The organism is Vibrio rumoiensis 1S-45 (assembly GCF_000286955.2).
In the GTDB taxonomy this organism is placed as follows: Bacteria; Pseudomonadota; Gammaproteobacteria; order Enterobacterales; family Vibrionaceae; genus Vibrio; species Vibrio rumoiensis_A.
The window spans coordinates 81,088-94,366 of sequence record NZ_AJYK02000082.1; the positions used below are offsets into that span (position 1 = coordinate 81,088).

At 41.4% G+C, this 13,279-nt stretch carries 12 protein-coding genes; 6 read left to right on the forward strand and 6 right to left on the reverse strand.

From position 1 onward, the window contains the following. Window positions 1–61 precede the first annotated feature (61 nt). Together A1QC_RS11185 and gloB are read right to left on the reverse strand one after the other, a co-directional pair. A complete protein-coding gene (locus tag A1QC_RS11185) occupies window positions 62–1,651 on the reverse strand; it encodes a lytic transglycosylase (protein ID WP_017025903.1) in 1,590 nt (529 codons plus the stop codon). A gap of 190 nt (window positions 1,652–1,841) precedes the next feature. Next, window positions 1,842–2,624 carry a hydroxyacylglutathione hydrolase gene (gloB, locus tag A1QC_RS11190; protein ID WP_017025904.1) on the reverse strand — a complete coding sequence of 261 codons (783 nt, stop codon included), beginning with the start codon at window positions 2,622–2,624 and terminating at the stop codon, window positions 1,842–1,844. A gap of 38 nt (window positions 2,625–2,662) precedes the next feature. Between gloB and A1QC_RS11195 the strand changes: the two genes are divergently transcribed. Further along, window positions 2,663–3,430 (forward strand): methyltransferase domain-containing protein, encoded by a 768-nt coding sequence (locus A1QC_RS11195; RefSeq protein ID WP_017025905.1) that lies wholly within the window; start codon window positions 2,663–2,665, stop codon window positions 3,428–3,430. Between the two features lie 62 nt (window positions 3,431–3,492). Here A1QC_RS11195 and rnhA read toward each other — a convergent pair whose 3' ends face one another. After that, the gene (gene rnhA, locus A1QC_RS11200; RefSeq protein WP_026025925.1) at window positions 3,493–3,954 is read right to left on the reverse strand and encodes a ribonuclease HI; all 462 of its coding nucleotides are present in this window, start codon (window positions 3,952–3,954) and stop codon (window positions 3,493–3,495) included. Window positions 3,955–4,015: 61 nt separating this feature from the next. Here rnhA and dnaQ point away from each other — a divergent pair, with 61 nt between their 5' ends. After that, window positions 4,016–4,762, forward strand: coding sequence for a DNA polymerase III subunit epsilon (dnaQ, locus tag A1QC_RS11205; protein ID WP_017025907.1), 747 nt, complete (start codon window positions 4,016–4,018; stop codon window positions 4,760–4,762). Between the two features lie 77 nt (window positions 4,763–4,839). On the opposite strand, the gene fadE is transcribed toward dnaQ, so the two are convergent. Next, window positions 4,840–7,335 carry an acyl-CoA dehydrogenase FadE gene (gene fadE / locus A1QC_RS11210; protein WP_017025908.1) on the reverse strand — a complete coding sequence of 832 codons (2,496 nt, stop codon included), beginning with the start codon at window positions 7,333–7,335 and terminating at the stop codon, window positions 4,840–4,842. A gap of 343 nt (window positions 7,336–7,678) precedes the next feature. Between fadE and lpcA the strand changes: the two genes are divergently transcribed. Beyond that, window positions 7,679–8,257, forward strand: a complete 579-nt coding sequence (lpcA, locus tag A1QC_RS11215) for a D-sedoheptulose 7-phosphate isomerase (RefSeq protein WP_017025909.1) — start codon at window positions 7,679–7,681, stop codon at window positions 8,255–8,257. A gap of 60 nt (window positions 8,258–8,317) precedes the next feature. Then, the gene (locus A1QC_RS11220) at window positions 8,318–9,130 is read left to right on the forward strand and encodes a class II glutamine amidotransferase (protein WP_017025910.1); all 813 of its coding nucleotides are present in this window, start codon (window positions 8,318–8,320) and stop codon (window positions 9,128–9,130) included. Between the two features lie 93 nt (window positions 9,131–9,223). Here A1QC_RS11220 and purN read toward each other — a convergent pair whose 3' ends face one another. Both purN and purM read right to left on the reverse strand, forming a co-directional pair. Beyond that, window positions 9,224–9,880, reverse strand: a complete 657-nt coding sequence (gene purN / locus A1QC_RS11225) for a phosphoribosylglycinamide formyltransferase (protein ID WP_017025911.1) — start codon at window positions 9,878–9,880, stop codon at window positions 9,224–9,226. A 96-nt stretch (window positions 9,881–9,976) separates the two neighbouring features. Beyond that, window positions 9,977–11,020: a phosphoribosylformylglycinamidine cyclo-ligase gene (gene purM / locus A1QC_RS11230; RefSeq protein WP_017025912.1), complete on the reverse strand. Its 1,044-nt coding sequence runs from the start codon at window positions 11,018–11,020 to the stop codon at window positions 9,977–9,979. A 227-nt stretch (window positions 11,021–11,247) separates the two neighbouring features. Between purM and upp the strand changes: the two genes are divergently transcribed. Together upp and A1QC_RS11240 are read left to right on the forward strand one after the other, a co-directional pair. Further along, the gene (gene upp, locus A1QC_RS11235) at window positions 11,248–11,874 is read left to right on the forward strand and encodes a uracil phosphoribosyltransferase (RefSeq protein WP_017025913.1); all 627 of its coding nucleotides are present in this window, start codon (window positions 11,248–11,250) and stop codon (window positions 11,872–11,874) included. Window positions 11,875–12,095: 221 nt separating this feature from the next. After that, window positions 12,096–13,217: a DUF2066 domain-containing protein gene (locus tag A1QC_RS11240; RefSeq protein WP_017025914.1), complete on the forward strand. Its 1,122-nt coding sequence runs from the start codon at window positions 12,096–12,098 to the stop codon at window positions 13,215–13,217. The last annotated feature ends 62 nt before the right edge of the window (window positions 13,218–13,279 follow it).

Below are 13,279 nucleotides of genomic sequence, written 5' to 3' on the forward strand. Positions count from 1 at the left end.
ATCAGAGGCTCTGTTATTTTCGGGTTATTCATTAAAGACTAAGCAACGAAACATAAAAGCGTTAAGCATTTGTTTCAGACTCGTTGATATACAACTTTAATTTTTGCCCGGGCTTTAAGTAATCTTTATGGCTTAAATCATTCCAACTTAATACATCAGCGGTTTTTACTTTGAATTTTTGAGCAATTGCACCCACTGTGTCACCAGATCGAACGTTATAAAATACAGTGCGAAGTGTTGAGCTGTTTTTGCTATCCGTCCAAATAACGAGCTTTTGGCCAATGCGCAATGAGTCTTTTGATGACATGCTATTCCAGCTTGCTAATGTATTTGTCGAAATATGATTCTTTTTCGCGATACTCCACAAGCTATCACCACTTCTTACCGTGTAAGAGGATTTAGCTTTATTACTTGGCGTCGATTTCGCTAAACGAGTATTAGAACTACGCCCATAAGACGGATTCTGTTGGGCCGATTTTGGCACCATCAAAAGCTGTCCAATACGAATATTGGTGGATTTAAGGCCATTCGCTTTTTGGATAACTTGTGAGGTTGTTTGATTGTTTCTAGCAATCACGCTTAATGTATCACCCGCTTTGACTTTATAGCGGATCAGCTTAATGCCTTTACCTCTGTTTTTAGTCGCCTGCTGCTCAAAATGTTCAGCTTTATCGATAGGGATAAGGAAGCTATACGGACCAGTTGGTGAAGTCGCCCACTTTTTGAAGCCTGGATTATAACTTTGCAATTCTTTAACAGATATTCCAGCATACTGGGCTGCTATCGTTAAATCCAGTTGCTCTTTAGGGTTTACCGACGTTAATACTGGTTTATTGGCAATAGTGGGTATTTCAATACCATAGGCTTTGCTGTTTGCGATAACATCAGCCAGTGCCAACAATTTTGGTACGTATTGACGAGTTTCTTTTGGTAAATCTAAAGAAAAGAAATCGGTCGGCTTGCCCGCTTTCTTGTTTTTTCGAATAGCGCTTGATACTCGGCCACCGCCACTGTTGTAAGCTGCGATTGCATTATCCCAACTACCATCAAAACGTTGCCCAAGTAAAGACATATAATCTAACGCGGCATCAGTAGATGCACTGACATCGCGACGGCCGTCATACCAATAATTACGTTCAAGACCAAAACGCTCAGCAGTTACAGGCATAAATTGCCATAACCCAGCTGCACTGCCTCCGCCATAAGAATAAGCAAATGGGTCAAAAGAACTTTCCACAACAGGAAGTAGCGCTAACTCCAATGGTAAGTTACGCTCTTCTATACGAGTCGTTATCATATAAAGAAAAGGTGCAGCCCTCTCAGATACTGTTTTTAAATGTTCAGGGTGTTTTAAATACCAAGTTCGATAATAATCAACTTGTGGATCATCTGGGACTTCAAGTTTAAATTGCATGGAAATCCGGTCCCACAAATTTTCTTGTTGCTGTGGTGTGAGTTCGGCCGGTTTTGAACGAGTAATTGGTTTTTTAACCGATTTAGTTGGGGCTACTTTCGGAACTGGAGCTACTTCAGGGGTAACTGATACAGTTTGGGTAGCTTCCGATCCATCGGTTTTTGATTCTGTAGATGTCGGTGTATTTTGGCAACCAGCGAGTAGAAGCGCCAAAACCCAAATGTATTTTGAAGTCATTTATGCAGCCTTTGTTAAAATCAGCTGCGAATAATACTGGTGAAATGGAAGGGCTGGCAAGCAACAAATAGTCTAAAACCGCTAATAAAGCACCCAAAAGTAAGGCTTAAAAGACAGTTTTAGAAAAATTTATCAGTGATTTTATTGTTTTAGCTGTATTTTTTTTATACAAATAAAACGTAACAATTCGTTAAAAATCATTCTTCCACTCTCGAAGCGCCGTAAATACCGATAATTCGGACAGTTCATCGGTTCGTGTTGCCACAGCTTTCATCACACTTGGTTCTTGGCAGCGTAGAAACGGATTGATCCATTTCTCTTGGCGTATAGTTGTTGGAATGGTAGATTTTTCTTGTGCCCTTAAGCGATTCACTTCATCTCTATATTCATGTAGTAACTCGTTATCTGGTTCAACCGCTAAAGCAAAAGATAAGTTGGCAGATGTGTATTCATGGGCGCAGTACACCTCTGTTTCTTGCGGAAGTGAGGCGAGTTTTTGCAGAGAATCAAACATTTGTTGGTAAGTGCCTTCAAATACACGGCCACAACCAGCAGAAAATAATACGTCGCCACAAAATAATTTACCATCACCTACATAGGCAATATGACCTTTGGTATGACCTGGGACATCAATAACTAAGAAGTCTTCACCAAATATTGTAATGTGATCACCGCCCATGACAGATTGGCTTAACATCATCACTGGGTCGTTGCTTGGTCCAATGACTTTTGCTTTTGGGTAGTGTCGAAGTAACTCTGCCACGCCGCCAACATGGTCAGCATGGTGATGAGTGATTAAAATAAAGTCTAACTCCAGTTGATCTTGTTGTAATCGTGCGAGAACTGGCGCCGCTTCACCCGGATCAACCAAGACACAATGCTGGCAATTATTTTGGATCAGCCAGATGTAATTATCATTAAATGCAGGTATGCTTTTTACCGTTAATCCTGAAGTGTTTTTATCAGTTAACATTATGGATCTCCAATCCGACCGCGAGAGATAGTTAAGCTATGAAGCCAGCTCGAATTCAAAAAACATTTGTTCAACCCCATTCTTGGCAGCAATTGAAAAATGGTCAATGGGTTTTTGAATCGATTCAAACTCGCCTTGATGAGTGGTGCCCTAAATTATTTGGTTACCACATGCTTAAACTCGGTGGTTTAAGCTGTGAGTTAGTGACACATAACTGCAATATCAAACATCAAGTCAATGTGGATACTCTGAACCCATTACATAATGTTATTGCTGATGCTTATGACCTTCCGTTTGTCGAAAAAAGTATTGATACCGCATTAGTGTGTCATCAGCTTGACTATTGTAGCGATCCTCATCGCTTGTTGCGAGAAGTAGATAGAATAATTATTGATGACGGTTACATGATTTTGACGGGCTTTAATCCAGTGAGTCTAACCGGTATTTCAAGCCTTATGCCTTGGCGAAAAAATAATTTACCGTGGAGTGGGCGCATGTTTAGCCCGTATCGCATTAAAGATTGGCTTGGACTGCTTAATTATGAAGTGATGCATTGTGATACTTATGCGCTCTTTCCTGTCAAAAAGGGGAAGGCGATCACCACTTGGCTTGAACACAGCCTTGGAGGGTGCGCTTCTGCCTTTGGAAGTGTGTATTTTATTGTTGCAAAGAAACGGACTTATCCATTGCGCCCGATAAAGCCACACTGGAAACTAAAGCGAGGCAATTTATCACCTGCCAGTGTCGGCTTTAACAAGCAAGCGTCAGAGAAAACCAATAAACAAGCCAGTTCCAAACTAAGGTAAAGTTTTGCCTTTTATTTGGAACTGGATGCAAGGCAAGTTTTAGATACTTACTTCAATGTATTTTACCCTTCAAATCCTTGATCATCTCGGGTTGGTGATTCGGCAGCAGTGCGAGCTAAATCATCACAGATCTCATTTTCACGGTGCCCTGCATGGCCTTTTACCCATTTCCATTCGACTTCATGGCGCGCGGTTTCAGCATCGAGCTGTTTCCATAAGTCGACATTTTTGACTGGTTTTTTCGCCGAGGTTTGCCAGTTTTTCTTTTTCCAGCCATGAATCCATTGTGTGATGCCTTGGCGCACGTATTGGCTGTCTGTGGTCAGTACAACTTGGCAAGGTTCAGTTAACGCTTTTAAAGCGACAACTGCGGCCATCATTTCCATTCGGTTATTAGTCGTTAGATTAAAGCCTTCAGATAAATACTTTTCTTTGCCTTTATAGCGAAGCACAATACCATAGCCACCAGGTCCCGGGTTGCCTAAACACGAACCATCCGTGAAAATCTCAACTTGTTTTGCCATCATTTGGTACTATTACCTTAATTCTTTACTAACATCTCATTAGTCTGACATAGAGTTTATTATGAATACCACCAATTCTTCTCATGATCGCATCATTGTACTCGATACTGAAACCACCGGTATGAACCGTGAAGGTGGCCCTGTGTATATGGGGCATCGAATTATTGAAATTGGTGCAGTGGAAATTATCGACCGTAAACTGACGGGGAAACATTTTCATGTGTACATCAAACCTGATCGAGAAATCGATCCAGAAGCGATTGCAGTTCATGGTATTACGGATGAATTTTTAGTTGATAAACCTGAATATAAGGCAGTACATCAGGAGTTTTTAGATTTCATTAAAGGCGCTGAGCTGGTGGCTCACAACGCATCGTTTGATGTGGGCTTTATGGATTATGAATTCCAGCTAGCTTCACACAGAGTCAAAACATCGGAAATCTGCAAAATTACCGATACCTTAGCGATGGCGAAGAAAATCTTTCCGGGTAAACGAAATAACCTTGATATTTTATGTGATCGCTATGGAATAGATAACTCTCACCGCACCTTGCACGGCGCATTACTCGATGCCGAAATACTTGCCGATGTTTACTTGTTAATGACAGGTGGACAGACGGCAATGCAATTTAATGCAGGGCAAGCCAAAGAAGGCGAGACAGGTGAAACCATTAAACGCGTTCAGGGCCGAAAAGCATTAAAGGTATTAAGAGCTAGCGATGAAGAATTGCAGCAACATGAAGATCGATTAGATGTGTTTGCAAAAAAAGGGACTTGTTTGTGGCGTTGTGATACTGAGTCAGTATAACCATCATTTCATTTATAGATAAAAAAGCCCGACTTCATTGTTGTGAAGTCAGGCTAAACTTTGCCTATAACCTAGAATTAAGCCACTTTACTTACTTGAGCGTCTGACTTCTTTACAATAAGCTCGTTTGGGTCAAAGTCATCAACATTGATGGTTTCTAAACGATAGAATTCGGCATCACGTAGAATCGTAGCTTCTTCCTCGCTAATCCAACCATTTTCTAAGCCAATTTCAGCCACTTTGTCTAATTGTACAAATGGGCGACGTTTTTCTAGCTTCTTACAAATCTCATTGAAAATAGGTTCAGCTTTTAGAATGACGTCTAAAGCGCGTTCTATTTTGCCTGCCGGATTGTGCTCTGTTGGGGCTAGGTACTGATTACGACCTAAGCGTGAACGAGTCTCTGAAGGGGTTTGAAGAATAAGAGCCACTTCATTGTCTAGTTGATCACTTGGTGCTTTACGCACTGTGCCAAATGGCAGCATTACGATACGAAGCATACGAGCCACACCACGAGCAGGGAAGTTCTGCAATAAATCATCAATGGCTTCTTCAGCTTGGCGTAAACTGTCTTGAAGTCCCCAATGGACTAATGGTAAATCCGCTTCTTGGTAGCCTTCCATTTCAAAACGTTTTAGCGTTGCTGAGCTTAAGTATAACTGACTTAGCACATCACCAAGACGAGCGGATAAGCGTTCTTTACGTTTTAAAGAACCACCCAATACCGCCATCGATACATCCGATAACAATGCAATGTTGGCGCTATAACGGTTTAGTTTTTGGTAGTAGCCTTTAATTTGATCATGAACGATACCATTGAAGTTTGGATCATTAGGAACAGCATAGTCTGAACCACGGCCATCGGTCATCCCAAGCCAGAAACTGCGAACGGCGTTACTCATGCTAAAACCAATGTGGCCGAAAATAGCGGAATCAAAACGTTCAAGAGCATTGCTATCTGATGAATGCGCGGCATCCATTTCTTCAAGAACAAAAGGATGACAACGAATGGCACCTTGACCATAAATGATCATAGAGCGTGTTAAAATGTTGGCACCTTCTACCGTAATGGCAATAGGTGAACCTTGATAACCACGAGCAAGGAAGTTCGCAGGCCCCATACAAACACCTTTACCACCAACGATGTCCATCGCATCAATTACGCAACGTTGACCACGATGGGTACAGTGGTATTTTACAATAGCTGAAATGACCGATGGTTTTTCACCTAAGTCGATACCGGCAACCGTTAACTGGCTTGCTGCATCCATTACATAAGTATTACCGGCAATGCGTGCAAGAGGCTCTTCGATACCTTCCATGTGTCCAATAGGTTGTTTAAATTGACGACGAATACGTGCATAAGCACCGGTCGCAAGAGCTGCCGATTTTGTGCCGCCAGTTGAGTTTGACGGTAAGGTAATGCCCCGACCAACAGAAAGACATTCCACCAGCATGCGCCATCCTTGACCAGCCATGCTTGGTCCACCGATGATATAGTCTAAAGGAACAAAGATGTCCTCCCCTTGAGTCGGGCCATTTTGGAACGGGATATTCAGTGGAAAGTGTCGACGACCAATTTTCACACCGTCCGTATCTGTTGGGATCAACGCACAAGTGATCCCAATATCTTTTTTATCACTGCCATCTTCGGTTTTAAGGCCGAGCAATCCATCAGGATCTTGCAGTTTAAATGCTAACCCTAGAACGGTAGCAACAGGAGCAAGAGTGATATAACGTTTATTCCAAGTTAAGCGCATACCAAGTACTTCTTCACCTTGCCATTCGCCTTTACAAACGATACCAAAGTCAGGGATAGCACCCGCATCTGAACCAGCTTCAGGGCTAGTTAAAGCAAAACATGGGATTTCTTTACCTTCAGCAAGGCGAGGTAAGTAATGATCTTGTTGTTCTTTGGTGCCGTAGTGTTGCAACAGTTCACCTGGGCCTAATGAGTTCGGTACGCCGACGGTTGAAGACAAAACACTCGATACGCCGGTGAGTTTTTGCAAAACAATCGATTGAGCGTAAGCAGAAAACTCTAGACCGCCATATTTCTTCTTAATGATCATCGCGAAGAATTTGTGATCTTTTAGATATTGCCAAATTTCAGGAGGTAAATCGGCCAACTCATGGGTGATTTCAAAATCATTTGCCATTGCACATACTTCATTAACAGGGCCATCAATGAAAGCTTGTTCTTCTGCGCTAAGTGTTGGCGCTTCGATATCCGACAGTTTTTTCCAATCAGGCTTACCTTTAAATAGTTCTGCTTCCCACCATACGGTACCTGCATCGATTGCTTCTTTCTCTGTTTGTGACATTTCAGGAAGAATTTTTCTAAACACTTTCAGCGCCGGTTGGCTGAAAAGAGGACGACGAATCGCAGGGACTGCAATTAAAGCAGAAATAATAACAAACAGCCCGAATAAGATAATGGAAAAACCACCTAGTAATGTTGAAAGCAGCATTATCCCAGCCATTGTGCTGAGAGTGATTGTTTGTGAATAGCGGTGGTATAAACAGAAACCGAATACGACAAGCGTAACGATTATGGTTAACAGGATGGTCATCTTTGTCTTCCTTATTATGATGGGTGATATGACGACGTTTTTTTGTTATAGCCCATGTTGTTATCAACAGAGTTGCGATGACACAAAAACAAGTGGTCGTACCAGATTGATTCATTGTAATCGGCTTGTTGTTCAATTGTAAAACAGCAATGTAGTTGAAAAGTGATCTCAAGCATAAAATTAGTCTTTTATTTAACCATTCTATTTTTAAAGATAGTTGTTTTGTCATTGCAATGGCAAAGAATCCATCAATGAGAGAATATTTACATCGAATTGGTCGACAGGCTTTTAGATTTATAGGTACACTCATTGTCTGATAACTCTCAAAAAATAGGGAACTCCCATGTATCAAGATTTGATTCGAAGTGAATTGACGGAAGCGGCTCAAGTATTAAATGCTTTTTTAAGTGATGATAAGAATCTTCAAGATATTGAATCAGCAGCAAAAATGATCGCTGATTCTTTTAAGCAAGGTGGCAAAGTTCTATCTTGTGGTAATGGGGGATCTCATTGTGATGCTATGCATTTTGCTGAAGAGCTTACCGGACGCTACCGTGAAAATCGCCCTGGATATCCAGGGATTGCCATTTCAGATCCAAGCCACTTGTCTTGTGTGAGTAATGATTTTGGTTATGAGTATGTCTTCTCTCGTTATCTAGAAGCGGTTGGTAGCAAAGGTGATGTGTTATTTGGCTTATCGACTTCTGGTAATTCTGGCAATATTTTAAAAGCGATGGAAGCGGCCAAAGCAAAAGGCATGAAGACGATTGCGCTGACGGGTAAGGATGGCGGTAAAATGGCAGGTATTGCCGATGTGGAAATTCGTGTTCCTCATTTTGGTTATGCTGATCGCATCCAAGAGATCCACATCAAAATTATTCACATTGTTATTCAGTTAATTGAAAAAGAAATGGAAGCTTAATTTTTCTGTTCGTAAAGTGACCATTTTAAGATGATGTTGTAAGCAAGAAAGGATAGTTGAATGTGTGAACTACTCGGTATGAGTGCAAATGTCCCCACCGATATTTGTTTTAGTTTTACTGGTTTAATTCAAAGGGGGGGCAAAACAGGGCCTCACCGAGATGGTTGGGGGATCACCTTTTATGAAGGTAAAGGATGTCGTAATTTTAAAGATCCAAAACCAAGCTGCCATTCTAAAATTGCCGAACTAGTTCAAAACTATCCGATCAAAAGTTGTGCGGTGATTAGTCATATTCGCCAGGCGAACCGTGGCGAAGTGAACCTTGAAAATACCCATCCATTTACGCGTGAGCTATGGGGTAAAAACTGGACGTTTGCTCATAATGGTCAACTCAGTGATTATCAAGATTTAGACACCGGACGACACCGACCGATTGGCGAAACCGATAGCGAACTTTCATTTTGTTGGATCTTAAAGCAGTTAGAAGACCGTTATCCAGAGCCTCCGCATACAAGGCAAATGCAAGAAGTGTTCGAGTACATCGCACAATGTTGTGATGAGCTAAAGAAGCTTGGTGTATTTAATATGCTATTAAGCGATGGTGAGTATGTGATGATGTACTGTACCAATAATTTGCATTGGATTACTCGCCGAGCGCCATTTGGTAAAGCGTCATTAATTGATGAAGAGGTTACGATCGACTTTCAAGAAGAAACCACTCCTAATGATGTGGTGTCAGTGATTGCAACTCAACCGCTGACCGATAACGAGCGTTGGCATAAAATGAAACCAAGTGAATACGGTGTATTTCAATTTGGTGAGTTGATTTTAGATAACAGCTTGTCGTTGATCGATGAGCCGTTTGCAAAATAGACGTTAGAACGCTTAGTGAACCAAAAAGGCTCGATCATAAGATGATCGAGCCTTTTTCTTGTAACGAGTTCCGTTTTTCCGAACCTCGAATTTTTAATCTTCCGCATACCCATGCATGCCCAACGGCTTACCATCTAAATAAGCTTGTTGGTTTCTCATATCTAATCGCCCTTCAATAAACCACTGAGTGACAATTGGGTAAATACTGTGTTCTTGTACTAATACTCGCTCAGCTAAGCTAGTTGCATCATCATCTTCAAATACGGGCACTTTGGCTTGCAAAATAACGGGGCCTCCATCGAGCTCTTCAGTCACAAAGTGCACACTGGTGCCATGCTCACTATCACCTGCATCAATCGCGCGTTGATGAGTATGTAAACCCGCGTATTTAGGTAATAAAGAAGGGTGGATATTTACCATTTTTCCTAAATAGTGGGCTACAAATGAAGGGCTGAGAATTCTCATGTAACCAGCAAGGATCACTAAGTCGGGTTGATATTTATCGATTTGTTTCATTAAGTGGGCATCAAAGGCTTCACGATCTGGTTTGCCTTGCGCGTCTAAAAACATATGGGCAGAAATAGAATGGGCGTTGATATTGTGGCTTCTTGCTCTTTCAAGGCCATAAGCATCCGCTTTATTGGAGAAGACAGCGGTAATTTTTGCGTTAATATGTTTTTTTTCACAAGCATCGATAATAGCTTGTAAATTACTGCCGCTACCTGAAACAAGTACAACAATATTTTTCATGATAAAAACCTTGAACCAATTAAAATGAGCAGATAAAAAATAGGCCCCTAGTTAATTACTCTAGAGGCCAAATTGCAAGACAATTAGTGACTAAGCTTAATCGTTAATAACGACTTGCTCTTCGCCTGCTTCTGCGCTTGCGACAGCACCGATAATCCAAGCGTTTTCGCCTTCAGCGTTCAGTAGGTCAACAGCGGCTTGCGCTTGATCTTGCGGCAATGCCACAATCAGACCAACACCACAGTTGAAAGTACGGTACATTTCGTAAGTTTCAACATTACCTTTTTGTTGTAACCAAGAGAAAATAGCCGGCCATTCCCAACTGTTACCATCGATAACCGCTTTGGTGCCTTCCGGTAATACGCGAGGGATATTTTCCCAGAAACCACCACCTGTGATGTGTGAGATTGCATGAATGTCATGCTGCTCAATCATTTTTAGGGCTGATTTAATATAGATTTTAGTCGGTTCGATCAAGTGCTCGCCAATCGTGCGGCCATTTAAATCTTCTTGTAAATCTGCTTTTGAGACTTCAAGGATTTTACGAACAAGTGAGTAACCATTGGAGTGAGGGCCACTGGAACCTACTGCGATCAAGGCATCGCCAGCCGCAACTTTCGTCCCGTCAATCACGTCTGCTTTTTCAACAACACCGACACAAAAGCCCGCTACGTCGTAATCTTCACCTTCATACATACCCGGCATTTCAGCTGTTTCGCCACCAATGAGTGCGCAACCTGCTTGAATACAGCCTTCACCGATACCTGTAACCACTTCGGCTGCAGTATCCACATCAAGCTTGCCTGTTGCATAGTAATCTAGGAAGAAAAGAGGCTCTGCACCTTGTACGATCAAATCGTTTACACACATAGCAACTAAGTCGATGCCAATGGTGTCGTGTTTTTTCATATCCAACGCAAGACGTAACTTTGTGCCGACCCCATCAGTACCAGAAACGAGAAGAGGCTGTTTGTATTTGGTTGGCAGTTCGCATAAAGCACCAAAACCACCGATACCACCCATGACTTCAGGGCGGCGAGTGCGCTTAACAACACCCTTAATTTTATCGACTAATGCATTACCTGCATCAATATCAACACCAGCGTCTTTGTAGCTTAGAGATGAATTGTTACCACTCACGGGGAAATCCTCGTTTTTAATTAGATTGCCTTTGAAATAGATTCAAGATGAAAAACGGCGTTATTCTAACAGGGGATGGAATGAAAAGGAAAACGTTTGCGTGAGTTTTTTCAGTCAATTTTTTAAACGGTTCTGTTCCCAGACAAATTAGATGATATCCATCAATACATTTTGAGTCAGTTTGGGTATAATTAACAGGTTTGAAAAAATAAAGCACGGAGCTAGACATGAAAGTCGTAGAAGTAATGCACCCACTAGTAAAACATAAACTTGGTTTGATGCGAGAAGCTGACATTAGCACTAAACGTTTTCGTGAGTTAGCTACGGAAGTGGGAAGCTTGTTAACGTACGAAGCAACGTCCGACTTCGAAACAGAAAAAGTAACCATTAAAGGCTGGAATGGTCCGGTTGAAGTGGATCAAATTAAAGGTAAAAAAGTAACTGTGGTTCCTATCCTTCGTGCAGGATTGGGGATGATGGACGGTGTATTAGAGCATATGCCTAGTGCACGAATTTCTGTAGTCGGTATTTATCGTGATGAAGAAACGTTAGAACCAATCCCATATTTCAATAAATTGACTACAAAAATTGAAGAACGTATTGCTCTGGTTGTCGATCCTATGTTGGCAACTGGTGGCTCAATGATTGCTACCATCGATCTTTTAAAAGAGAAAGGTTGTCAGCAAATCAAAGTATTAGTGTTAGTTGCTGCGCCTGAAGGGATTGATGCTCTTGAAAAAGCACACCCAGATATAGAGCTTTATACCGCGGCTATTGATGAAAAATTAGATGACAAAGGCTACATTATTCCGGGTTTAGGCGATGCGGGTGATAAGATTTTTGGCACACAATAATTTTCATTACTGATGGAATTAATTTTCAAGAAGCGACTCTGATTATAGAGTCGCTTTTTTTATGTGAGCGCAAAAAACGGCTAGCATGTCGTTAATTGAATTATTGGTGTATTATTCACCAACTTTTTGAGTGGTTTTTCTGCTCGTGAATTATTTTGCATTGATATCGATTGAATAATGAATGCCTAACAATCAATGCGCGATTTCAAAACAGGTTTATTATGCGTTATACCCTCATTTCTATTTTATGTTTGCTATCTGCCTTGCCTTTTGGTGTGTCTGCGAAAACAAATGTTGATATTTTTCATACGGAAGTTCCAATGCCGGCAGAAAAAAATGCTCAATCTATTGCATGGGGGCAAGGGTTAGAACAAGTTCTAATTAAAGCTTCTGGCAATAAAAGTATTGCGAGCAACAGTATCATTAAGAAAGCATTAAATAATGGTTCGGATTATCTTTCTCAATTTAACAATAGTACGTTAAATGGTGAACAGAGCATGGTCATGGACTTTAATTCAGAACAAGTGCAATCTCTTTTGTCACAAGCCAATGCGTTGTACTGGCCAGAAAGTCGTGAGAATGTATTAGTATGGCTGGTGGATGATGATGGTTCAGAGCGTCAAATAGGCTGGGAGCAATCGGGATTAGAATCGGTTGGTGATTTACAAGCGGCTTCAAATCAATCCGGTTTACCGATTACTTTACCGTTAGGCGATATGGACGATCTAACGACCATTTCTGCTACCGACTTATGGGGCAGTTTTGCCGATCCACTTTCCAAGGCAAGTCAACGTTACCCTTCAGATGCAGTGTTACTTTTAAAAGTGGAACGAGAAGGTCAACAAGTGCAATTAACTTGGCAGCTTTATGATATCGCTCCAGAAAAAATTGCCAGCAATCCAGAAGCTGCTTTAACGGGTACAGAAAGTGGAACGGTTGCTGAGGCTATCGATAGCGCAATTGCTAAAGTGAGTTTGTATTATGCTAAGCAAAATAAATTAGCGCTTAACCAAGAGCCTGATGATTCATTACAAGCTCATTTTTCTGGTATCAGTAATGCGAAAGACTTTTTTGCTCTAGAGAGAATGTTAAAAAGCTTTAATAGTGTTGCATCGGTTCAAGTTCACCGCATTCAAGGTGACAGTATCGATTTTTCAGTGCAACTCTTTACTAGCGTGGAAGATTTTGAAAAGGAAGCGGCTAAAAAGCGTGGTATAGCACAGACTGAAGCGCCTACAGTATCTCAAGATGATCTTACCTCAAGCCCAGAAGCCGATATCACTTCTGCGGATAAAGTCGAACCAGTCAATGATGACAATCAAGTCTGGTTTGATTTGAAATAAAGAGAAATAGTGCGGCCTCAATATTAGTGGATGGACCGTGCTCACTTTTTGAATATGAATTT

Excerpts from the sequence above, each read along its gene's own strand:
- A1QC_RS11185 (WP_017025903.1), bottom strand. The coding sequence starts at position 1,651 with ATGACTTCAAAATACATTTGGGTTTTGGCGCTTCTACTCGCTGGTTGC.
- gloB (WP_017025904.1), bottom strand. The coding sequence starts at position 2,624 with ATGTTAACTGATAAAAACACTTCAGGATTAACGGTAAAAAGCATACCT.
- A1QC_RS11195 (WP_017025905.1), top strand. The coding sequence starts at position 2,663 with ATGAAGCCAGCTCGAATTCAAAAAACATTTGTTCAACCCCATTCTTGG.
- rnhA (WP_026025925.1), bottom strand. The coding sequence starts at position 3,954 with ATGGCAAAACAAGTTGAGATTTTCACGGATGGTTCGTGTTTAGGCAAC.
- dnaQ (WP_017025907.1), top strand. The coding sequence starts at position 4,016 with ATGAATACCACCAATTCTTCTCATGATCGCATCATTGTACTCGATACT.
- fadE (WP_017025908.1), bottom strand. The coding sequence starts at position 7,335 with ATGACCATCCTGTTAACCATAATCGTTACGCTTGTCGTATTCGGTTTC.
- lpcA (WP_017025909.1), top strand. The coding sequence starts at position 7,679 with ATGTATCAAGATTTGATTCGAAGTGAATTGACGGAAGCGGCTCAAGTA.
- A1QC_RS11220 (WP_017025910.1), top strand. The coding sequence starts at position 8,318 with ATGTGTGAACTACTCGGTATGAGTGCAAATGTCCCCACCGATATTTGT.
- purN (WP_017025911.1), bottom strand. The coding sequence starts at position 9,880 with ATGAAAAATATTGTTGTACTTGTTTCAGGTAGCGGCAGTAATTTACAA.
- upp (WP_017025913.1), top strand. The coding sequence starts at position 11,248 with ATGAAAGTCGTAGAAGTAATGCACCCACTAGTAAAACATAAACTTGGT.
- A1QC_RS11240 (WP_017025914.1), top strand. The coding sequence starts at position 12,096 with ATGCGTTATACCCTCATTTCTATTTTATGTTTGCTATCTGCCTTGCCT.